The 24,092-nt window shown below is 43.1% G+C and carries 13 protein-coding genes; 8 read left to right on the top strand and 5 right to left on the bottom strand.

Annotated features, from left to right (window positions below; translation table 11 throughout):
* Positions 1-8,098, bottom strand: an 8,098-nt coding sequence (locus PSH54_RS20255; RefSeq protein ID WP_273606975.1) for an Ig-like domain-containing protein, incomplete at its 3' end; no start/stop codon positions are given.
* A gap of 225 nt (positions 8,099-8,323) precedes the next feature.
* Between PSH54_RS20255 and PSH54_RS20250 the strand changes: the two genes are divergently transcribed.
* The 4 genes from PSH54_RS20250 to PSH54_RS20235 are packed head-to-tail and all read left to right on the top strand — an operon-like array spanning position 8,324 to position 14,518.
* Positions 8,324-10,297 (top strand): TolC family outer membrane protein, encoded by a 1,974-nt coding sequence (locus tag PSH54_RS20250; RefSeq protein WP_273606974.1) that lies wholly within the window; start codon positions 8,324-8,326, stop codon positions 10,295-10,297.
* A 53-nt stretch (positions 10,298-10,350) separates the two neighbouring features.
* The gene (locus PSH54_RS20245; protein WP_273606973.1) at positions 10,351-12,489 is read left to right on the top strand and encodes a type I secretion system permease/ATPase; all 2,139 of its coding nucleotides are present in this window, start codon (positions 10,351-10,353) and stop codon (positions 12,487-12,489) included.
* The gene (locus tag PSH54_RS20240; protein ID WP_055252885.1) at positions 12,486-13,907 is read left to right on the top strand and encodes an HlyD family type I secretion periplasmic adaptor subunit; all 1,422 of its coding nucleotides are present in this window, start codon (positions 12,486-12,488) and stop codon (positions 13,905-13,907) included. The genes PSH54_RS20245 and PSH54_RS20240 overlap by 4 nt, the downstream gene beginning before the upstream one ends.
* A gap of 23 nt (positions 13,908-13,930) precedes the next feature.
* Positions 13,931-14,518 carry a LuxR C-terminal-related transcriptional regulator gene (locus PSH54_RS20235; RefSeq protein WP_024033058.1) on the top strand — a complete coding sequence of 196 codons (588 nt, stop codon included), beginning with the start codon at positions 13,931-13,933 and terminating at the stop codon, positions 14,516-14,518.
* Positions 14,519-14,653: 135 nt separating this feature from the next.
* Here PSH54_RS20235 and PSH54_RS20230 read toward each other — a convergent pair whose 3' ends face one another.
* The 3 genes from PSH54_RS20230 to PSH54_RS20220 all read right to left on the bottom strand — a co-directional run bounded on the left by PSH54_RS20230 (position 14,654) and on the right by PSH54_RS20220 (position 18,136).
* Positions 14,654-16,612, bottom strand: a complete 1,959-nt coding sequence (locus PSH54_RS20230) for a bifunctional diguanylate cyclase/phosphodiesterase (protein ID WP_029774508.1) — start codon at positions 16,610-16,612, stop codon at positions 14,654-14,656.
* A complete protein-coding gene (locus PSH54_RS20225; RefSeq protein WP_414704500.1) occupies positions 16,612-17,319 on the bottom strand; it encodes a transglutaminase-like cysteine peptidase in 708 nt (235 codons plus the stop codon). The genes PSH54_RS20230 and PSH54_RS20225 overlap by 1 nt, the downstream gene beginning before the upstream one ends.
* 361 nt (positions 17,320-17,680) lie before the next feature.
* Entirely contained in the window at positions 17,681-18,136 is a 456-nt protein-coding gene (locus PSH54_RS20220) for an LPP20 family lipoprotein (protein ID WP_029774509.1), read from the bottom strand.
* 129 nt (positions 18,137-18,265) lie between these two features.
* Between PSH54_RS20220 and PSH54_RS20215 the strand changes: the two genes are divergently transcribed.
* Positions 18,266-19,459 carry a flagellar assembly protein FlgT gene (locus tag PSH54_RS20215; protein WP_273606971.1) on the top strand — a complete coding sequence of 398 codons (1,194 nt, stop codon included), beginning with the start codon at positions 18,266-18,268 and terminating at the stop codon, positions 19,457-19,459.
* Here the strand turns inward: PSH54_RS20215 and PSH54_RS20210 are convergent.
* Positions 19,456-20,346: a LysR substrate-binding domain-containing protein gene (locus tag PSH54_RS20210; RefSeq protein ID WP_248450535.1), complete on the bottom strand. Its 891-nt coding sequence runs from the start codon at positions 20,344-20,346 to the stop codon at positions 19,456-19,458. The genes PSH54_RS20215 and PSH54_RS20210 overlap by 4 nt on opposite strands.
* Before the next feature lie 109 nt (positions 20,347-20,455).
* On the opposite strand from PSH54_RS20210, the gene PSH54_RS20205 reads away from it, so the two are divergent.
* The 3 genes from PSH54_RS20205 (at position 20,456) to PSH54_RS20195 (ending at position 23,966) form a co-directional block, all read left to right on the top strand.
* Complete coding sequence (locus PSH54_RS20205) at positions 20,456-21,184, top strand: glutathione peroxidase (RefSeq protein ID WP_004589654.1); 729 nt, start codon at positions 20,456-20,458, stop codon at positions 21,182-21,184.
* 82 nt (positions 21,185-21,266) lie between these two features.
* Positions 21,267-22,715, top strand: a complete 1,449-nt coding sequence (locus PSH54_RS20200) for a dihydrolipoyl dehydrogenase (protein ID WP_273606970.1) — start codon at positions 21,267-21,269, stop codon at positions 22,713-22,715.
* 318 nt (positions 22,716-23,033) lie between these two features.
* The gene (locus PSH54_RS20195) at positions 23,034-23,966 is read left to right on the top strand and encodes an exopolyphosphatase (protein ID WP_024033066.1); all 933 of its coding nucleotides are present in this window, start codon (positions 23,034-23,036) and stop codon (positions 23,964-23,966) included.
* Positions 23,967-24,092: the final 126 nt, after the last annotated feature.

Raw genomic sequence — 24,092 nt, 5'->3', positions numbered from 1 at the left:
TGCGTGTGTTCCCTGCTGCATCTGTGGCTGTGGCAATCACAGAGCCTACATCCAGTAGTGATACATCAAGCCCCACCAAAGACCAATTACCGTTGGCATCGGTTGTGGTGGTGTAAGTTACACCCACACCCCCGCCAATAAGTTGCTCGGTGATGGTGATTTCACTGCCTGCTGGCAGGTCAGATGTACCACTGAGGGTAACCAATAAACCAAGCTCGAAGGTCGGCGTAAAGGCAAGGATTGGTGGAGTAACATCCACTTCGCCCGTATCACTGCCTGTGCCGGTGTTGCCTGCTGCATCGGTAATGCTGGCACTCACACTGTAACTCCCTTCGGCTAAATCAGTCGCTGGGGTGGCACTCCAATTACCATTCGCATCGGTTTGTACATCAATCGTTTGTACGGCATTGGCTGCATCGGTAAAGGTCACCGTAACAGTGCTGTTAGGAGCATCACTGGTGCCCGTAACCGTTGGCGTGCTGTCGTTGGTGAGCGCTGGTGCATCCACACTCACACTTGGCGCGGTGGTATCGATGTTACCGCTGCCAGAGATATCAGTGCTGTTACCTGCATCATCGCTAATGCTGGCCTCAATGCTGTACGGCCCTTCTGCAAGTGCCGTCGGTACTTCTACTGAGAAGTTGCCGCTCGCATCCACGGTAGTGGTGAAGGTTTGCTGGGCCCCTAAATCATCGATAACCGTAAAGGTGATCACGGTGCCTTCAACCGCATCACTGGTGCCGCTTAGGGTCGGTGTAACATCGTTACTTGAACCTGGGCTGGTTAAATCAAGCGTTGGCGCAATGGTATCAACCTCCCCTGCACCGGTGGCGGTCGCTGTGTTACCCGCTGCATCGCTTACGCTTGCACTTACGGTATAACTGCCTTCAGCAACTACTTGTGAGGCAGCCACACTCCACGTGCCATTAGCTCCTAGGGTCGTTGTAACCGTATGGGTCACATTATTACTATCGGTGATTTCAACCGTTACGGTGCTGCCTTGCGGTGCATTCGCGGTGCCGGTGATCGTTGGGGTTGTATCATTGGTAACAACTAGCTCATTCACTTCAATCGCTGGCATAGTGGTGTCAATAATACCGGTTTCTGTGGCGCTGCCGATATTACCCAGACCATCGTCTACCTCGGCGGTCACTGTGTATTCGCCTTCAGCTAATTCAGTTGGTGCATCAACGCTCCATACGCCACCGGTGACGGTGGTATCAACAGTCGTAATATTACCCGCGCTATCTTCAAACGTTAGGCTAATGGTGGTGCCATCTGCTGCATCGCTTGTCCCATTAATGGTTGGTGTGGTGTCGTTGGTATCAACCAAGGCATTAATGCTAATGCTTGGCGCGGTGGTGTTCAGGGTGGCTGTTTCACTAACTGTGGTGGTGTTACCGGCGTTGTCGCTCACGCTGGCTTCAATGGTCAGCTCACCATCAACCAGTGCATTTGGTACATCCGCTGACCAGCTGCCATTCGCTTGCACTGTGGCGGTGAAAGTTTCGGTGGTAATGCCATCGCTAACACTGATGCTAATTACCGTGCCGGCTGGTGCATTCGTGGTACCACTAATGGTTGGCGTGCTGTCGTTGGTGGCACCCACAGTATCGAGTGTCAGAGTCGGTGCAAGGCTATCAAGGGTGCCCGATTGCGTAGCGCCTCCTGTATTGCCCGCCGCATCCGTAATGCTGGCTTGTACACTGTAGCTGCCATCAGGTAATTCTGGACTGATTGCTTGCCAGTTGCCGTTGACATCCACGGTGGCGGTGAGCGGTGTTTCATCGCCATTACTGTCGGTGATTACAATGTTTACAACTGTGCCTTCTGGCTCAGTTGAAGTACCACTAATAAGTGGAGTACTGTCGTTACCAAGCCCCAGTGCATCCACAGTTACAACCGGGGTAATGGTATCTACATTGCCACTACTGTTGGCGGTGCTCTCATTGCCTGCGGCATCAGTAATACTCGCGCTGACAGTAAAGTCACCTTGTGCCAGCGCACTGGGCACTTCAATATCCCAATGCCCATCCGTACCAACGGTGGTGGTAATGATTTGCATAGCGCCATCACTGTCGGTCACGGTGAGTGTTACCGTGCCGCCAATTTCATTACTGGTGCCTTGTAATGTCGGTGTTAAATCATTTACATCACCCACGGTTTGCATGGTTAATGTGGGTGCTTGTGTATCTAAAGTAATTGTATCGGTTACTGTTGTTGTGTTTCCTGCTTCATCAGACACGCTCACTTCGATGGTGTTATCACCTTCATTCAAGTCTGTTTGAGGGGTTACTTGCCAATTTCCATTGGCATCTACTGTGGTTGTTAGTGTTTGTTCAACACCGTTTTCATCAGTGATCACTACAGTAATCGTTGTACCTACATCGGCATCACTCGTGCCTGAAATAGTCGGTGTTGTATCATTGGTTACAGAATCAAAATCAACGGTTAAACTTGGCCCCGCAGTATCAATATTACCGGTTGCTGTATCTAAAGCACTATTGCCTGCAGCATCAGAAACCTCTGCCTGTACAGTATAATCCCCTGAAGCCAACTCTTGAGAAAGCTCTACACTCCAATTCCCTTGTGCATCCGTTGTCGTATTAAACGAGCGAACAACTCCTTGCGAATCTGTAACAGTCAAGCTTATTACAGTCCCAGATACAACGCCTGTAGTATTACCAGCAATAATTGGTGTTGTATCATTACTAGTTTCTAGATCGTTAATTTGTATGGTTGGCGGCGTAATATCAATTACAGCATCAAGTTCTGCTATGGCTGAACCACCGCCTAAATCAGTTACTGTTGCACTGATTGATACACTTCCCTCAGGTAAATCGGCTGGCGGAGTAACACTCCACTGTCCGTTTGCATCAACAACCGTAGTTAAGGTAATAGTCGCACCTGTAGAGTCTGTGATCTGAACTTCAACAGACGAACCTACTTCTGCATTAAATGTATCACCGCTTATTTGTGGAGTTTGATCGTTGGTTTCACCAATCACATCAATAGTGATAGTTAACGCACTTGTATCAATAGTACCAGAGGCGCTTGCAGTACCTTCATTGCCAGCGTTATCGCTAACAATAGCATCAACAGTATAGCTACCTTCAGCTAAAGCTACGGGTACTTCAACTGTCCAACTTCCATCTGCAATGACTTGTGCAGTGATCGTTTGCACTGCACCATTTGCGTCCGTTACAGTTAAAGTAACAGTTGAGCCTGTAGGTTCCCCGCTTACCGTACCTGATAGAGTTGGTGTAGTATCACTTGTATCACCTAGCGCATTTATTGTCACAACCGGCGCTGTTGTATCAACCTCACCTGTGGTAGTGGCCGTGGTTTCATTACCAGCGTTATCGGTTACCGATACCTCAACGGTAAATTCACCTTCACTTAGCTCATTGGGTACATCCACACTAAAGGTGCCATCGGCTTGCACTTCGGTAGTAATGGTTTGTGGGTTACCCGCTTCATCCGTCACAGTAATCGTAACAACGGTGCCTTCTGGCTCGCCCGTTGCAGACCCTGAAATAGTGGGTGTGGTGTCGTTTGTATCACCCACGGGATCTATTATTACTGTGGGCGCTGCGGTATCAACCTCACCTGTGGTCGTTGCTGTAGTTTCATTACCTGCGTTATCGGTTACCGATACTTCAACGGTAAATTCACCTTCACTTAGCTCATTAGGTACATCCACACTAAAGGTGCCATCGGCTTGCACTTCGGTAGTAATGGTTTGTGGGTTACCCGCTTCATCCGTCACAGTAATAGTAACAACTGTGCCCTCTGGCTCGCCCGTTGCAGACCCCGAAATAGTCGGTGTGGTGTCGTTAGTATCACCCACCGGGTCAATTAACACTGTAGGCGCTGCGGTATCAACCTCACCTGTGGTGGTGGCTGTAGTTTCATTACCCGCGTTATCGGTTACCGATACCTCAACGGTAAACTCACCTTCACTTAGCTCATTCGGTACATCCACATTAAAGGTGCCATCGGCTTGCACTTCGGTAGTAATTGTTTGCAGATTACCCGCTTCATCCGTCACAGTAATCGTAACAACGGTGCCCTCAGGCTCACCCGTTGCCGTACCCGAAATTGTGGGTGTGGTGTCGTTAGTATCACCCACCGGGTCAATTATTACTGTAGGCGCTGTAGTATCAATTTCACCTGTGGTGGTGGCTGTAGTTTCATTACCTGCGTTATCGGTTACCGATACCTCAACGGTAAATTCACCTTCACTCAGCTCATTTGGTACATCTACACTAAAGGTGCCATCGGCTTGCACTTCGGTAGTAATGATTTGTGGGTTACCCGCTTCATCCGTCACGGTAATCGTAACAACGGTGCCCTCAGGCTCACCCGTTGCCGTACCCGAAATAGTGGGTGTGGTGTCGTTAGTATCACCCACGGGATCTATTATTACTGTAGGCGCTGCGGTATCAACCTCACCTGTGGTGGTGGCTGTAGTTTCATTACCCGCGTTGTCGGTTACCGATACCTCAACGGTAAATTCACCTTCACTTAGCTCATTCGGTACATCCACACTAAAGGTGCCATCGGCTTGCACTTCGGTAGTAATGGTTTGTGGGTTACCCGCTTGATCCGTCACGGTGATCGTAACAACTGTGCCCTCTGGCTCGCCCGTGGCAGACCCTGAAATAGTGGGTGTGGTGTCGTTTGTATCACCCACCGGATCTATTATTACTGTAGGCGCTGCGGTATCTATAACGCCTGTAGTTGTGGCTGAGGCTTCATTTCCAGCTGCATCAGTGGCTGTGGCCGTTATTGTAAACTCCCCCTCAGCAATTGCAGTCGTTGCACCTACTTGCCAAGAACCATCTTCTGCAACAACTGCCGTTAAGGTTTGCGAATCACCATTAGAGTCTGTTACTGATACAGTGATCAAGCTACCTGGCTCTACATCAGTTGTGGTACCACTAAATACAGGTGTTGAATCGTTAGAGTCAGTAAAGTCATTTACACTAATAGTTGGTGCGGTTAAATCTATAGTGCCAGTTTGTGAGTCTTGCGCGCTATTGCCAGCACTATCACTTACATTTGCCACCACACTAAACTCACCCTCAGCTAATGCTTGTGGGACATCTATACTCCATGTGCCATCACCATTTATAGCAGTGACAAATTGTTGCTCAGCGCCAGCATTATCAGTCACAATCACTGTAACCACACTACCCGCTGCTAAACCTTGAGTAGAGCCGCTTATAGTAGGCGTTGTATCGTTTGTATCACCAATATTATCTATAGTTACGCTAGGTGCGGTTAAATCTATGGTGCCAGTAACCGTAGCTGTACTGCTATTGCCTGCTTCGTCACTTACACTTGCAGTAACTGTAAAGTCACCTTCGCTAAGCTCATTAAGTATATCGGCGCTATAGCTTCCATCGGCATTAGTAATCGCTGTAATAGTTTGTTGATTACCGTCACTATCGGTTATTAATAAGGTAACCTCAGTACCTTGAGGTACATCTACTACGCTACCTGTCACACTCGGTGTTGTATCGTTTGTATCTGTAATTGGGTTAATAATAATTGCAGGATCAGTTAAATCAATTTCCCCTACTTCAGTAGCAGAGGCTGTATTGCCAGCAGCATCGGTTACGGTTGCAACCACCGTAAATTGACCCTCTACCAACTCATCGGTTGCTTCGATTGACCACGAACCATCAGCATTTGTGGTTACTTGCACAGTTTCTGTGGCGCCATCGCTGCCTGTAAAGGTAACAATAACAACCGCACCTGCGTCAACATCTTGCGTAGTACCACTAATTGTTGGAGTGGTATCATTAGTATCAATAATAAAATTAATACTTACGGTTAAATCTACATTACCGACCGTACTTGCTTGTGCCTCATTACCCGCATCGTCTATAACGGCTGCAACTACGGTAAAATCACCTTCAGGCAGAGGCTCTGTAACTTGAGCGCTCCAAGAACCATCTTCTTGAGTGACCGCTAAAAGATTAAAAGTACTGCCATCACTTGCGGTAATAGTTAAGGTTATAGTGGTACCAGCAGGCACGTTACCGGTATTACCACTTAAAAATGGCGTGGTATCGTTTGTATCTGCAATAGAGTCAATTTGAATAGAAATAGGGGCAAATGTAACTTCACCACTTGTTTGCGCGGACGCTTCGTTACCCGCAGGGTCACTCACTGTCGCGGTAACACTAAACTCTCCGCCAGGAATAGCGTTGGGCGATTCAACACTCCACGTGCCATCAGCCTCAAGTGTCGTTGTTAAGGTTTGTATATTACCGTCGCTATCGGTTACTAAAACAGTAATTACAGAGCCCTCTGGTGCCCCTTCAACACGGCCTACAAAAGTAGGGGTTGTGTCATTAGTGTCTGCAATGGCCGTAACCGTTATCTCAGGGCTAGTTAAATCAACTAACCCTTGCTCTACAGCTTGTGCTTCATTACCTGCAGTGTCGGTCACAGTTGCATTAACTTCAAACTCACCTTGTGCTAAAGGGGTAGAAACACTTACAGACCAGCTGCCATCATCATCTGTTTGCGTTAACAGCGTTTGAACTTGCCCATTAATATCGGTAATAACCACGGTAATTACCGAGCCTGCTGGCACATCTTGCGCAGAGCCAGTAATAATTGGGGTTGTATCTTGCGTATCGGCAATCGCATTAATTTCTACAATTGGCGCCGTTAAGTCAATAACTCCAGCATCACTTGCAAGTGCTTGGTTGCCTACGCTATCACTCACCTGCGCATCAACAGTAAAATCACCTTCTGGTAGTGCCACACCCACATCAACAGCCCAACTACCATCTTCACCGGTAATGGCTGTTAAAAGCTGCACTTCGCCTGCACTGTCGGTTACTGTGATTGTTACTTCAGTACCTTGTGGCACACCGGTTGTAGTACCAGTTAATGGTGGCGTAGCATTATTAGTTTCACCCGCTACTGTAACTGTAATTTCTGGAGCGGTTAAATCAATACTCGCAACTGCTTGGTCAATTGCTTGGTTACCAGCGGCATCAACTGCTACTGCGTTAACATTAAACTCCCCTTCTGCTAAAGGCGATGTAGTGGTAATACTCCAATTACCTTGTGCATCAACTTGTGTAACAATTGTTTGTTGTGTGCCTGTGCTATCGGTAAGAGTTACAGAGACGTTGTCGCCAGTATTCAAACCCGCTACCGAACCCGTAACCGTTACTGTTTGAGATGCAGAGTCTGCAACAGGGTCAATATTAATTACTGGCGCGGTGGTATCTATTTCAATAGAAATAGCATCGTTAAACGCATTACCATCTGGATCGGTGGCTTCTACAACTACGCTCACGGGTCCATCGGCTATCGGGTTAGGCAATGTAATTTCAAACGTGCCATCTGGGCCAATAACCGCGCTTACTACTTGAGAGTTACCATTTTCATCTGTCACAGTAATATTTACTGTTTCACCCACTAAGTTTTCACTTGTACCACTAATTGTTGGTTGAGATGAATTAGTTAAACCTACCTCATTTAATGATATAGACGCGGTGCCATCATCAGGAACTACCCCATCAGAGGTGTCGCGAATATTTAGCGCTTCTGTAGAATCAGGATCAAAGCTTGAATCAAATGCAACGCTATTAGGGTTAACCCCCTCCGCAATACGTGTAAGCTGAACAAATGAGCTTCCTCCACCAGAGCCCGCACCACCAGCACCACCTGCGGCTGTTGCTTCTAAATTATCTAAAATATCACCATCGCCCTCTAAGGCATCTAAAAAGTCAGTAACATCAGAATTAGCCGCCGTTTGGCCATCGTTATTATCAGTTTGTTCTAAGCTTGCAATGGCCGCATCTAGGCTTTCGTCAAACACGGTGGTTTCGCTGCTATCGCGGGTTTCTTGTGCTAATAAATCAGGGGTGATCTTTACGTTTTGATTAGCAGGAATCGACAGTGTTTCTCCTTGCACATCAATTGTTAGCGATGAATTATCGGCGGTAACCACTAAATCGCCCACAGTAATAGTATCGCCAACTTCAAGTGGCTTAATTGTGCCATCTTCTAAAACAACACCAGCAGATCCTTTTAAGTCAATTACTAATAATTGATTAGATTCCATTTTACTTACCTCAAACATAAGAATTAAAAACTATTAATTAAAATGTAGAACAGCAAAACGCATTAGATACTGTACTCAAGTACAGTTTTTAGAAAAACAGTAAAAATAAAAAAGTGGTAGATAATAAATTTTATGCTAGCCAAAACGATTATTTGCGAAATATGCATTTATTGACTAAACCATATGGTAGGTATTGATAGCCCAAGTAACCCCTAAGAGGAAGAAATGATTACAAAAAATACTTTACTAAAGCAAAAAGGAAAGCTGCTAATAGGTTTTGCGTTAAGTGCACTTGGCGCTAGTAATGCAGTACACGCCGATAACAGCTCTGTGGCGCCACTTAATTACGTTACCAGTAAAGCAATTGAAAATAATCCAGAGGTACAACAAGCATGGCATACATTTAAATCCTCAATTTATGGCGTAGATGCAGCCCGCTCAGGCTACTTACCTAGCGTTGATGTATCTGCCAGCGCAGGTTATGAGCGCCGAAACTACGGTATTGAAGACGAATACAACCGCAACACTGCAGAGCTTAGTGTTACTCAAATGCTTTACGACGGGTTTAGAACATCTAACACTGTTGAAAGGTTTGAGCGTATTCAGCTCATTCGGTATTTTGAATTACTCTCACAAACAGAGCAAACTGCATTAGATGCATCTATTGCATTTTTAGATGTGCAAAAATTTAAAGAACTTGTGACACTCGCTGAAGAAAACCTGCAAGAACACGAGTCTGTATACCAACAAATTGAACAAAGTGTAGGAGCCGGTGTTGCCCGAGCAGCAGATCTAGAGCAAATTAGCGGGCGCTTATCGCTAGCGCAATCTAATGTGCTAACCGAGTACGCTAACCTGCACGATGTAACCGCGCGTTATTTAAGAGTTGTTGGCGAGCTACCCGTTAATGATATAAAACAAGCCAAATTAGATGAGCAAAACGTGCCCATTTCTATTAACCAAGCGCTTGATATAGCCTATAAAAACAGCCCTGCTTTTTACGCATCGCTTTATAATATAGAGGCGCAAGAAGCCAATGCTCAGGCACAAAAGGCAGCGTTTCATCCAAACGTAGACTTATCTGCCCGTTACGGCACACAAGACAGAGACGAGCTAGGTTTAAACGAAACAAGAACCGAAGCACGGGTAGGTATAGACATAACCTATAACCTGTACAACGGGGGCCTAGATAGCGCCAACCTTGAACAAGCATACCAAGATGTAAATATTGCCAAGTATCAACGCGATCAAGCTTGTGTTGATATTCGTCAAAGCCTACAAATTGCCTATCATAATGTGAACAATATAGAGCAAAAGCTACCCACGCTTGAAAGCTATAAAAACTCGTCAAACAGAGTAAAAATAGCCTACCGAGACCAATTTGATATTGGCCAACGCACCTTGCTTGATGTACTTGACGCTGAAAACGAAGCATTTCAATCTAACCGCTCGTACATTGTTGCTCAATACGATAGACAAACAGCCATTTTAACTATGCTTAACGAAATGGGTAAACTATTGCCAGCTCTAAATGTTATGTCTGACAAGTACCCAACATTAACAGAGTTAACAGATGACCCAATCGTGCATAACGCACAAAATATATGCCCAAGTTACGATGTAGCTGCCACCTTTAAGCGCAAAGCTTTTTTACAAAAAAAAGCCAAGCAAGATAACGCCTACATGAGTGTTACAGCAATGCCTAGGTATTTAGAAATGCCACCAGAAACCCCTAGCGCATCGAGTTTTGCTGATGACGATAACGACGGCGTACCTAACGAGCAAGACACCTGCCCAAGCACGCCAGCGGGAACAAATGTAGACCTATCTGGGTGTACTTTATATGACCAAGCGACCGACTCAGTTGAAATAGGCATTCCCTTTTCAGCCGACTCAAGCCAAGTGCGCCCTGAGTACTTGCAAGAGGTAGAAAAGCTCGCGGAGTTTTTAAAAAATAACCCTGACAAAAAGGTAGAGATCCAAGGTCACGCCTCATTAGATGGCGATAGAAAATACAACCGTAAACTTTCAGAGCAACGCGCCTTTGCCGTAGCACAATTACTTATTGAGCAATTTGGTATAGCGCCTAATCGTGTTCAATCATTTGGTTATGGTATTGATCAGCCACGCGTTAATGAAATTTCGGTACGTGCTAATGCGGCAAACCGCCGTATTGAGGCGGTTATTACCGATAGTTAAGAGGTGCTTAAAACAAATAAATTTAAAATGTTTTACATAACATTGGATGGTATATGGAATTAAATGATGTACTTGATCATGGCGGCGCACTGGTAGATTGCCTTGCAGTATTGTGCCGCTTTCATGATAAAGATTTTTCAAGGGAGGCCTTATTAAATGGCCTCCCACTAACAGATGGAAACTTAACGCCTTCAGGGTTTGCACGTGCTGCAAAACGTGTGGGCTTTAAATCAAAAGTTGTAAATAAGCCTCTTAATCAAATTAATACTGCTTTATTACCCGCCATTATTATTTTAAATAATAACCAAGCGTGCGTGGTAACCGCTATTGATAACCAAAAACAAACAGCGCAAGTTACTTACCCCGAGCTAACCGAGTCTGTTGTAGAAGAAGACCTAAAACAGTTAATTGAAAAATCAACAGGTTTAATTATTTATGCTCATCCAGAGTTTATGTTTGATGAGCGCTCCCCGGTGCTTGAAAAGCTCTCTAAAGACGGCTGGTTTTGGGGCGTAATAAAAGAATGCCGCGCACTGTACAAAGACGTCATAATCTCCGCCATTGCATTAGGCGTTTTGTCTGTTGCCATGCCTTTATTTGTAATGAATGTATATGACCGCGTAGTTCCTAACCATGCAACAGAAACCCTCTGGGTTTTAGCCATCGGTATTTTAATAGCACTGACCGCCGACTTTGTACTGCGCTTAGTACGCAGCTACTTTGTAGAGCTTGCGGCAAGTCGGATAGATGTAAAAGTGTCTGCGGTTATTATGGAGCGCGTACTTGGTATGAAGCTTAAAAATAGGCCCTCATCAGCGGGGTCATTTGCTAGTAACATACAATCGTTTGAAGCCGTACGTAACTTTTTTAGTTCAATAACCTTGGTTGCGCTGGTTGATTTACCCTTTGTTGCTATATACCTAATTGTTATTGCAATAATAGGTGTACCGCTAAGCCTACCCATTATCGCAGGTGCCCTAATACTTTTAAGTTATGGCATAGCAGCCCACAGAAAACTTGAAGCGCTGTCAGAGCAAACCATGAAAGCAAGCTCAATGCGCAACTCCATACTTGTAGAAAGCTTAACCAACATTGAAGATGTAAAAAGTTTTCACAGCGAATGCAAAACCCAATCAACATGGGAAAAATCAACTATTTATATTGCTCAGGTTAATGCGCAAAGTCGCTTAATCTCAAGCTCAATCTCTAATAGCGCAGCGTGGATACAACAATGTGTTGGCGTGATCATTATGATCATCGGTGTTCATTTAGTTATTGAAGGCGAGCTCACGCAAGGGGGATTAATAGCCGCTTACTTACTTTCATCACGTGCAATGGGGCCGCTTGGGCAATGCGCCGCCGTACTTGCGCAATATCATCATGCCGCTATTGCTATGCAATCGCTTAACGAAATAATGGAAAAAGACGTTGAGCGCCCGCCAAATAAACATTGGTTAAGCCACCCCGTATTAAACGGCGAAATAGAATTTAAAGACGTATGCTTTAAGTATGAAGACGATGCGGCCGATGCGCTTAGTAATATTAGTTTTAAAATAAAAGCGGGCGAAAAAGTGGCTATTTTGGGGCGCAATGGTTCGGGTAAAAGCACCCTCGAAAAACTTATTTTAGGCCTTTATGACCCAACCGCAGGCTCCGTAGTGGTCGATAACAACAATATACAACAAATAGACCCCGCAGAACTTCGTCATAACATAGGGTACGTACCACAAAATATAGCGTTGTTTTTTGGTAGTTTAAAAGACAACCTCACTATTAGCGCATGGCATGCTAAAGATGAGCAAATAATTAGCGCATGCGAAAAAAGCCAGTTATTCGAGTTAATCAACTCTCACCCCGATGGGTTTGACCTACAAGTTGGTGAGCAAGGTCGCCTGCTATCTGGCGGCCAAAAACAAGCGGTTGGTATAGCGCGCGCATTAATAAACGACCCCCCTATTATGCTGTTAGATGAGCCTACCTCATCGCTTGATCACAATAGTGAAAATAAAATTATTCAAAATTTAAAAATCGCCACCCAAGACAAAACTTTAATTGTAGTTACTCACCGCTCATCTTTACTTTCGTTGGTTGATCGCATCATCGTGCTCGATAACGGAAAAATAGTTGCCGATGGGCCTAAACAAAAAGTAATTGCCGCACTGAATAACCAAACAGTGGAGCAAGCATCATGAGTGACAATAAAAAGCCACTAGAGCAGCGCTCTTTTGAATCGGTAAGTAAAGCGATAGAAGCACGTAAAAAAGGTAAGCCTTCAATCTTTAATCGCTTATTTAAAGGCTGGCTTTCGCCTCCTGAATCACAAGATTGGGTAGTCGATGCGCAGTGGGAAAAAATGCAGCAAGAGCCTGCCAGCGCACGTTTTTTGTTATACCTTATTTGCATTGCATTTATTTTGCTTACAATTTGGGCAGGCTTTGCGCCACTCGATGAGGTAGCCCGTGGTGAAGGACGCGTTATCCCATCAAATAAATTACAGTTAGTGCAATCTTACGATGGCGGTATGGTAGAAAAAATAAATATTCGTGAAGGGCAAATTGTTGAAGAAGGTGACGTATTAATAAAAATCGACCCTACTCGGTTTATTTCAAGCTTTAGAGAAAACCAATCTAAAGTGCAATCACTCACTGCAAAAGTAGCCAGGTTACAAGCCCTTACCAGAAAAGAAGATCTCGTTTTTCCTGATGAGCTTGTTAAGCAAGTACCCGAGGCGGTCGCTCATGAGCGCTCAATATATTTAAGTAATCGCCAAGAATTAGAGCAGCAAGTGGCAATTCATAAACGCCAGCTAGAGCAACGCAGACAAGATCACATTGAAGCAAAAGCCGCTTTGCAACAACACACAAGCGCTCTAAGGCTAAGTAATCGTGAGCTGCAAGTAACACGCCCACTGTTAAGAACCGGTGCTGTATCTGATATAGACATCATTAGGTTAGAGCGTGAAATAGTTGATTTAAACGGCGAAATAAACCGCACTAAAGCCGTTATTAACCGCAGTTTATCGGCTATCAACGAAGCTAAAAACAAAGTAACAGAAGTCGAACTTGCGATGATCAACCGCTGGAACAACGAGCTTTCGGAGGCATTGCTGCGTTTAGAGTCGATAAAAGAGACCGAATCAGGGCTTGCCGACAAAGTGGCCCAAACTGAGATCAAATCACCGGTTAAAGGCACGGTACAACGTTTATTGGTTAATACCGTAGGCGGCATTTTACAACCCGGCAGTGATGTTTTAGAAATAGTCCCTTTAGACGATCAACTTATTGTTGAGGCAAAAATACCGCCGAAAGATATTGCCTTTTTACGGCCAGGGCAGCCCGCCATGATTAAATTTAGCGCCTATGATTTTGCGGTATACGGCGGACTAGAAGCCGAGGTACTGCATATAAGTGCAGATACAATTACCGACGACAGAGAAAATACTTTTTATTTAGTGCAATTAAAAACCACTAAAAATAACTTTTCAGAAGAGTTGACTATAATTCCAGGAATGACCACACAAGTGGATATTATTACTGGTAAAAAAACCGTCTTGGAATATTTACTTAAACCCGTACTCAGAGCTACATCGCAAGCAATGACAGAACGCTAAACTGAATTTATTGGAGTAAATTAATGCGTCAAAGTATATTTATTACACAACCCGAACTTGAATCGAGCCACTGGCGAAGTGCGTTTGCAGGTTGTGTAATATGCACCAAAGAACCAAAACAAATTAATGCATCAAGTATTATATGGGTTCTAGCGGGCACTTCGGGATGGCTTGAACTGGTAAAAAAATATGCCCAAAAACGCTTGCCAGTTATTGTAATGACCACAAATCTAGAAATAGAGGAACTTAGAGCAGCCCTGCAAGCGGGCGCAAGAGGCTATGTAGAAGCACTTGCATCTAAAGTAATATTACAACAAGTGCTTGAGACTATTTGCTCAGGCGGCCTGTGGTTACCTGGGCAATTGCTATCTAATATTGTTGGGGCACTAAGCCAGCAGCAAATAAATTACACCCAAGCCTGCGATATTCAAAGCTTAACTAAACGCGAACGCCAAGTTGTTGATATAGTTATAACAGGGGCAACCAATAAACAAGCCGCTGAGTCACTTAATATTACAGAGCGGACAATTAAAGAGCACATGAGCTCAATTTTCACTAAGTTAAAAGTGCGCGACCGTATACAACTTATGTTAGCAGTTAAAGGTAACTAACCTAGGCTAGAATAACAAAACCTTCGTCAGTTATAGTTAAACTTAATAAACAACGGCTTATAGGTTAAATACTGAATTGCATTTACCTATTCGCCGCCATTATTAAACCGCTCCCCTTTTAATTAAAGAGTCGCTTTACGACTCTTTAATTACCCCATCAAAACCAAGGTTAACCAGTGTATCTATATCGTCTTGGCTTGTTACGCCCTGTGCGACCACTTTAATACCAATAGAGTGCGCTAATGTGCAAACACCGCGTAAGAAGGTTTGATTGTCTTGGCTGTAACTAATGTTATGTGCATAAATGCTATCTATTTTAAGCATTTCTAAGCCAAATTCTTGAATATTCTTAATCTTAGTAAATTCAGGCCCCACACGTTTAAGTGCCACTTTAGCGCCCATACAACGCACCTGCTCACAAAATTCCTTAAATATATCCTTTTCGTTTACGACAATGTTTTCGCGTATATCAAAACATATATTTTTTGCCAAATCAGGAAAGGCAGATACATAGGTTAATACCGAGGCAAGCGCGGTATCATCCATTAATGTTTGCGCCGAAAGCTCTACAGCAATCAATTCATTTGGCGGCGCTTCACCGTACTGTTTAACAATTTGCTTGATTAAACTCCAATCCAAACGCGCTAATAGGTTTAAGCGATTAGCCCATTGATAGTAGTAGCTGGATTTATAATGTTGGCCGCCAAATTCTAAACTTAAACTAAGCTGATGCTGCAACAAGGTGTCGTTAAAACCCATAACCTCTAAACAATTTAACTGTATAGTTTTTTGCTCAAGTGCATCCTCAATAGCCTTTTGCCAGCCAGTTGAGTCATCAAAAATTTCACTCTTTTGTTTATTATCAATGACTTTTGCTTGCACCCCAGGTTTGTTACCTGCTGTTTTTAATAAACCATCTACACGGCGTAATAAATCAAATCGGGTGTCGTTTTTCTCAATGTAGGTACAACTGTGTACAATGGCCAAATCAATATTTTTGTATTCATCAACAATCGATTTATGCAATGCGGTTATTTGCTCGCTAAGCGCTTGAATATCATCAGTATCGCTAAACAACACAGTAAAGTCGGTATGTGATATACGCGCAATATAGTTTTCAGAAAAGTGCGCCTGATTCGACTCTAAAAACTGTGTTAACACCTGAGAAAAACGGCGTAAAAAGTTAACCATTTCTACACGGCTAATCGATTCACTTATTTTATCTAAATTAACCACCCTAAATAAAAACAAAGCACCATGGGCATGATCTTTCACTTTTTGTAAATGAGCCTCTAATGTGGCACTAAAATACTCTCGATTGGCAAGCCCTGTTAGCTCATCGTGCTGGGCTTTAAAACGCAACTCCTCTAAGCGTTTATTATCTTCTTTTATAATGCGACTAAACCGTGTCGATAATAAATTCATCGACTGCACAAGGCGTGCAAACTCAAAGGTTTTTGGCACTTTTGATTTAATAAAACGCTTATCGCCAAAGGCGTTAGCTTGGTACACCACATCATCAAGTGGCGTTAAAATTCTACGTAATAAATACGCACTTATGGCACAAGCAAAAAAGGCCACCACTAAAAAGCTAAAAAACAATTTGAGGGCGCTTTCCCACAATGCTTGCTCAGCATATTGGCTGTGGCTTTCAACAAATAAGGTGCCAAATTGCTGCCAACCGTTGTTAACCTGCCCTACACCTGGCTGTACATTAAGCCCATATACCGCTCTAAACCAAGCTGGTGCGGTATTTTCTAACGTGTCGGTAAATACACGCTTTACAATAACCTCACCATTTGGGTCTTGCAGCTCTATACGTTTGTAGTGGCCGGTATCAAAAGTGGCCGACACTAAAAGCTCAAGCTCTACAGGGTCTTTTTCAAGCTGACTAATCATCAGCGCCAAAGAGCTAGCATTATCAACATTTTTTAAATACAGCTGCGTAGAAAAATAGTTTCTAGCAGAGTTAGTACTTATTAACACGCTACTTATAAAGCCAACAAAAATCACCACCAGCAAGGTGATCCACAGCTCTTGCCTAAGAGTGATTTTTCTTTTTTTGAAAAACTTAAATAAGGAAAATGACGCCATTACCACATAACCCCTTCTTGTGATGTCTGCTCCAAAATTTTACGCCAACGCGATAGCCTTGCTGTCGGGCTGGCTACACTTTTAGTCGAGTTATTTGCCCATAAACCTTGGCTGTTAAAACTAAATACCGGGCTTAAATCAACGCGTTTTGCTGCAGGTAACACTTTTGTTATTAAACTATCTAAAATAAGCGGCTGAGCATTAGGCGTAGCAAAGTAGCCTAATACCATGTGTGCTTGTGTTTTGTTTGTACCAGCAAGCTTAGCTTTTACATATATAAGCCTAAGCTTGTCGTCGCTTACGCCTAAGGCGCGTAAACTAATGTATTTAGCAATGGCATAATCTTCACAATCACCTAAACCACGGCCAAGGGTTTCTAATGGCGTAGCCCAATAGTCGTTTTGCTTCCAAAGCTGTATATCGGTTTGGTATCGAAGATTGCGTGCAAAAAAGTCGTTAACAATTAAAATTTGTTGTTGTTCTGATTTATTTTGGGTGCGCACCAGCATAGTTTGCCAATTACGCGCCACAGTGACTCGCGCAGGGCCATATTTTTGCCCCATTAATTCTATAAAGGTATTAAATTGAATAGTTAAACGGCTCGCAAACACGCCGCTTGAAAGTAAAAAAAATAGCAGTAAATAGCGCAAATTGCTTTTGCACCAAAAAAATAGCTTATTTGAGGAAAGAGTGGGCCTAAGTGTCATTCATAGCCCAAAAAAAGAAAAATTAAAAACATATACCAAACGCTACACTACTTGTTCAAATATTATTCGTAACAACAGCATAGCACTCAATATAAAAGGATGAGATATTTTGTATGTGTTTTTTTACTAGATTTAAATTTTAACTCAGTCATTTCAACTTTACTTAATACATTAACTAACGTATTGAATCATCGTTGTATTTAAAGCTGATATATCAAACCCCAGATTTACAGAAAAACGCTCCCGTAAATAGCAAAGTTATGTGTTGCTATGCGAGTATACTCCACGCGCTTAACGTTAAAACCAGCCGTTAAAATAGCAGCTTAATGTAGCTTTACTATTTAAAGTACTGGCCAGTTACTTAGTAGTAGGTCACTTTTTTAACTTCACGCGGCTTAATTTCACCTATGTATAAGTCGTGCACGCGCTTCATGTTTAGCTCAAGCTCGGTAACGTATACATCGTCAACTGAGTAAGTTTTAATAATTTGCGCACCTTTAATTATGCCCTGCACTTTACTTTCCATGTAATCGTTTTGAGCAATAGCACCTGCTACAGACGTGCCTGCTGTAATTTTTTGCCCATAAACTTGCTCTGTCAGTTCACGGTACGCCTCAAGCTTAGAGGCCTTAATTGCCATTAATTGCTTTTGTGATTTATTAGCCCCTTGCTGCAAGCTAATAGGTGCATAACCAACCGCTTTAAGTATGGGATAATTATTTGGCTCTACATATTTGTACTCAACATGTTTATCAAACACGTTGCTGCAACCGGCAAGGCTAAGGCTTGCTAAAGTAAGTAATATAATTGCACGCATTTATTTGCACCCTTTAAAGTAATTGCGCAAATAAATGCAGGTTTAATGCCATTTATTATAAAGTCCTCATATTGGTGCAGTCCTTGCTTAGCTAAAGCGTAATTAACTAATTTTATGTGGAGTACCAGTATGAACACGTTTTTATCATCACTATTTGCAGGTGTTACTAGCGCTGCATTATTAACGTTTTCTGCCAGTACTTACGCACAATGGTTTGAATCTACCGGCCATGCACAAATACAAAATGGCGACATAAGCAGTGCTAAATCGGCCGCGATTAAAGATGCAATTACACAAGCATTAGTGTTTTCTGGCGCCCGGGTTAGCTCGGTACAAACCTTGGTAGATGGCGTGCTAACGCAAGATCAGCTAAAAATTAGTAGCCACGGCGAAATACAAAAAATAGAGCTGGTGAGCGAGCAACGCCAAAATCAACAATTTGCCATTACGCTTAGGCTTGATGTATTTGCCCAAACAGAGCAATGCCCACAAAGTAACTTTAATAAATTTGTTGCTGTAACCCAAAGCCAGCTTGTTCATCGTGAGCATGCCTTAATGGGTCAAATATTTGACGTAAATAAAGCCATTAGTAAAAAGTTATTTAGCGCTTTGCAAAGCACAAAAATGAGCGCCCTGCCCGTTGCTTACTACAATAAAGCAATTAATGTAGACAATTACTTTAATCAGCAGCACGACTACTCAAATGCACAACTAGAAGAGCTTTCAGCCAGAAGCAACGCGCAATATGTTTTATTAAGCCAAATAACCAATTTAGCGCCAAGCGATAAACTCAATAACGACTACGCCTTTTGGCAAGACGAAACCTACCAGCGCAGCTACGCTATTGAGTTTATGTTGTTTGATGGCACCACGTACGAACAATTATGGCAAAACAGCTATCATACCCAAGCTGTATGGCCATTTGAAAAAACAGCCATAGTTGATGTAAATAGTGATAGGTTTTGGCAATCACCTTTTGGGCAAAGTATTAGCGATATAAATCAAACGATCAGTTACGATATACAAGCGGCTATGGCGTGTTTTCCTACTAAAGGAAAAATAATGCACATGGAAAACAATAAATTGGTGATAAACCTAGGCAAAGATCATGGCCTTAAAAAAGGCCAACTATTAAGCATTGCGCACCATAACTACTTAACCGATGCACAAGGCAATACTATGCCGCATACCATTACCACGCTTAACACCATTGTGGTTGAGCAACTTTATAAACAAAGCGCCATTGCTGTAAGCCTTAACGACAAGCCTTTGCCTGGGGTACAAATAAACGATGTGGTAGAGGTTGCAAGCCAAGAACGCTAAATAAGCGCCCGCTTTAAATTTGGATGCTCTGCCAACCACTGGGCTAATTGCTCAACGCCCGCTAAACGCGGGTAGTGTTTTCTGCAAGCAAGTACCACATTACGTTGCTGATTAGGAAAAATAGCTAAATAATCAATCCCTACACGCTGTGTACACGCAAGCTTGGGCACAAATGTCACCCCGTCATCTATCGCCACCAGCGCCAATAAAGTCTCTAAACTATTGCCCTGATATTGGTTTGACACATCCACTCCCGCAGCAAAACAAAACTTTTGGGCTTGATCTTTAAAGCAATGACCATCACTTAACATTAATAGGCTACAACTTTGTAAATCGCTTAGCGCTACTTTTTTACGCTTAGATAACGGATTATCGGTTGAAACAGCAACCATAAAGTCTTCTTTGTACACGTTAACCGTATGGTAGTTTTTAAGCTCGGGAACATCGGCCAAAATTGCAAAGTCGAGCTCGCCGTTATCAAGCGCCTCTAGCATAGTCGCTGTTTGCATTTCTATAAACGAAAAATGGCTCTCGCTAAATGCCGCTTTCATAGAGGTCAGTAAAGCGCTGAGTAAATACGGCGCAATAGTAGGAATAATACCAATTCTTAGCTTACCTTGTAGCGGCCCGTTCGAAGTAGCCGCCAGCTCTTTTAAGATTTCTGTTTGCTCTAAAATAACGTTTATTTGTGTCAACAAACGTTCACCTTGCGCTGTTAAGGTAACTTGCTTAGTTGAGCGGTCAAATAAAACAACATTAAGCTCTTGCTCAAGCTTTTTTACTTGCCCACTTAGTGTAGGCTGGCTAACAAAACAGGCATCGGCCGCTTTGCGAAAATGCTTGTGGTGCGCTATTGCTTTTACATACTCTAAATCTTTTAAGTTCAAATTCATCTCCACCTGATAGGCTATACCTATTAGTTTAATACAAACAAACGATTGGAACTATATTTAAATTCTCGCCATAATGGCTCCAACAAATCAAGAGGAACAAACTATGTTAAAGAATATTGAAGGTCAAACAATCCCAAGCGTTACATTTGCAACACGTCAAAACGACGAATGGAAATCAGTAACCACAGACGAAATTTTTACAGGCAGAACCGTTGTTGTGTTTTCACTACCGGGCGCATTTACACCAACCTGTTCATCAACTCACTTACCACGCTACAACGAGTTAGCCGGTGTACTTAAGCAAAATGGCGTTGATGAAATTGTATGTGTATCAGTAAACGATACATTTGTAATGAACGCATGGGCAGAGCATCAAGAAGCGCAAAACATCACATTATTACCTGATGGCAACGGCGAATTCACTGACGGCATGGGCATGTTAGTAGATAAAAACGATTTAGGCTTTGGTAAGCGCAGCTGGAGATACTCTATGCTAGTTAAAGATGGCGTTATCGACAAAATGTTTATCGAACCAGATTTACCAGGCGACCCGTTTGAAGTTTCTGATGCAGACACAATGCTTGACTACATCAACCCTAAACAAACTAAGCCAGAGCCAGTAACCGTATTTTCTAAGCCTGGTTGCCCTTTCTGTAAAAAAGCAAAAGAGCTACTAACAGAAAAAGGCTACGCATTTGAAGAAGTTGTTATGGGTGCAGGCGCTACATTAACAAGCCTTAAAGCAATTTCTGGCCGTGACACTGTTCCACAAATATTTATTGGTGGACAACACATTGGCGGCTCAGACGATTTAGAAAAATACTTTGCTTAATTAAGTAAAAAAATAGCAGGGGCGTACGCGCCCCTCTATATCAATCTCATCGCTCAGATTGAAAATAATAAAGGATACCACTATGAAAGAATTACAAACCGATGTTGTTGTTATAGGTGCAGGTACTGCAGGCTTAAGCGCATACCGTAACGCAAAACAATTCACCCCTAACGTTTTAATGATTGAATCAGGCCCGTACGGTACTACCTGTGCACGCGTTGGTTGTATGCCAAGTAAATTACTTATTGCCGCAGCCGAAGCCGCGCATTCAATTGAAATGGCACCTGCATTTGGTGTACATAGCTCAAAGCCACGAATAGACGGCAAAGCAGTTATGGCACGTGTTAAAAGCGAACGAGACCGCTTTGCAGGATTCGTAGTAGAAGCCGTAGACGACATTCCTGATGAAGATAAAATTCGTGGCTACGCCAAGTTTTTAGACGCCAACCGCGTACAAATTGACGATGACATCATTATTACTGCTAAACGCTTTGTAATTGCCACCGGTTCACGCCCATCATACCCAGGCGTGTTTAATAACTTTGGTGACAAACTTATTATAAACGATGATGTATTTGACTGGGACGACCTACCAGAGTCAGTGGCTGTATTTGGCCCAGGCGTAATAGGCCTAGAAATTGGCCAAGCACTTAGTCGCTTGGGCGTAAACGTAAAATTATTTGGTGTTGGCGGCGCAATTGGCCCACTTACCGACCCAGTAATTAAAGACTATGCAAACACTGTTTTTGCTGAAGAATTTTTTGTAGATACCGACTCAAACGTATCTGACATGATGCAAGTTGGCGATAAAGCCCAGCTTACTTACACCGATAAAGACGGTGCTAAACACACCGAGCAATTTGACTACGTACTTGCAGCCACAGGCCGAGTACCCAACGTAGACAAGCTAGGTTTAGAGAATACCGGCATAGAGCTTGATGAGCGCGGTGTGCCACACGCCGACCCGCACACAATGCAATGTGGTAACTCTAATATATTTATAGCGGGCGATGCCAGCAATATGATCCCCCTGCTACACGAAGCATCTGATCAAGGCACCATTGCCGGACAAAATGCTGGGCGCTTCCCCGATGTACGCATTGGCCTTCGCCGCGCTAAAATAGCCGCAGTGTTTAGCGACCCACAAATAGCAATAGTAGGCGACAGCTATAAACAAATTACAGACCGCCTAGGTGAATGTGGTTGCTTTGAAGTAGGCGAAGTGAGCTTTGAAAACCAAGGCCGTAGCCGAGTAATGCTTAAAAATAAAGGCCACATGCGCGTTTACGCAGAGCAAGGCACAGGCTTATTTTTAGGTGCAGAATTTATTGGCCCACAAGCCGAACACCTTGCTCATTTATTAGCATGGGCTGTGCAAAACAAAATGACCGTACCAGAAATGCTGGATATGCCATTTTACCACCCAGTAATTGAAGAAGGTTTACGCACTGCCCTACGCGATTTAAATGCCAGACTTAAATTTGGCCCAGATATTATTAACAGCTGTATGGAATGCGGACCAGGCGCTTAACTTTTATACAGCAATAAAACAAATACATACTTGCTAACAAAAAGCCAAAACAGTCGTTTTGGCTTTTTTATGCGCTTTTTTAACGCTAATACCCATTGTATTAAATTATGAGGTATTGATAGCAACAGATAAACAGAGTACATACAAAGGCCTAATTTTCGATAAGCATTTGTTCTACTTAAAAATTTATAACGCCGTTTACGCTTTATTTAGCACGTTAGAATGACTAAATTTTTAATTCGATTGCTATAACCTCTCAAAAATTATTTTAGCTGTTACACTTATTTGATTACTCAATCACAACAAGATGGAAAAGCTATGCCCAATAATAAATTTAGACTAGTCACCCGCAGCGATTTCGACGGCTTAGTATGTGCCGTACTGCTCAAAGACTTAGACCTAATTGATGACATTTTATTTGTACACCCAAAAGACATGCAAGATGGCAAAATAGACATAACTGCAAACGACATTACAACTAACCTACCCTACGTTGCTGGCTGTCACATTGCATTTGACCATCACTTAAGCGAAACCGTACGTAACGCAAGCGATATTAAAAACCATGTAATTGACCCTAAAGCTCCTTCTGCTGCACGCGTTGTTTATGATTATTATGGCGGCGCAGAAAAATTTCCAAACATCAGCACAGACATGATGGAAGCCGTAGATAAAGGCGATGCAGCACAGTTCTCAAAAGACGAAATACTCAACCCAACTGACTGGGTATTAATGAACTTTATCATGGATGCACGCACAGGCCTTGGCCGCTTCCGCGAGTTTAAAATTTCAAACTACCAATTAATGATGAAGCTAATTGATGCCTGTAAAGATCAAAGCATCGAAGACATTTTAAAAATGGAAGACGTAGCTGAACGCGTTGCGCTTTATAACGAGCATAACGAAAAGGCCAAAGAGCAAATAGCACAATGCGCAACCGTGCATAAAAACCTCGTGGTGCTAGATTTAACTCAAGAAGAAACTATTTACGCCACCAACCGCTTTGTTATTTACGCCATGTACCCCGACTGCAATATATCAATTCACAAAATGTGGGGCCTTAAAAAACAAAACGTAGTATTTGCCATAGGAAAATCAATCACTAACCGCAGCTCAAACACCAATGTGGGCGAGTTATGCCTTAAATACGGCGGTGGCGGCCACTTAAACGCCGGTACCTGCCAAGTAGAAACCAGCAAAGCCGAAGCGGTGCTTGGTGAGCTGATTGATACGATTACGAGTGATGGTTGAGCTGTAAGCTGTAAGCTGTAAGCTGTAAGCTGTAAGCTGTAAGCTGTAAGCTGTAAGCTGTAAGCTGTAAGCTGTAAGCTGTAAGCTGTAAGCTGTAAGCTGTAAGCTGTAAGCTGTAAGCTGTAA

This window comes from Pseudoalteromonas sp. Angola-30 (assembly GCF_028599215.1).
GTDB classification, from domain to species: Bacteria; Pseudomonadota; Gammaproteobacteria; order Enterobacterales; family Alteromonadaceae; genus Pseudoalteromonas; species Pseudoalteromonas atlantica.
Note: the sequence above shows the minus strand (reverse complement) of the source record. Positions and strands in the feature narration are given on the sequence as shown.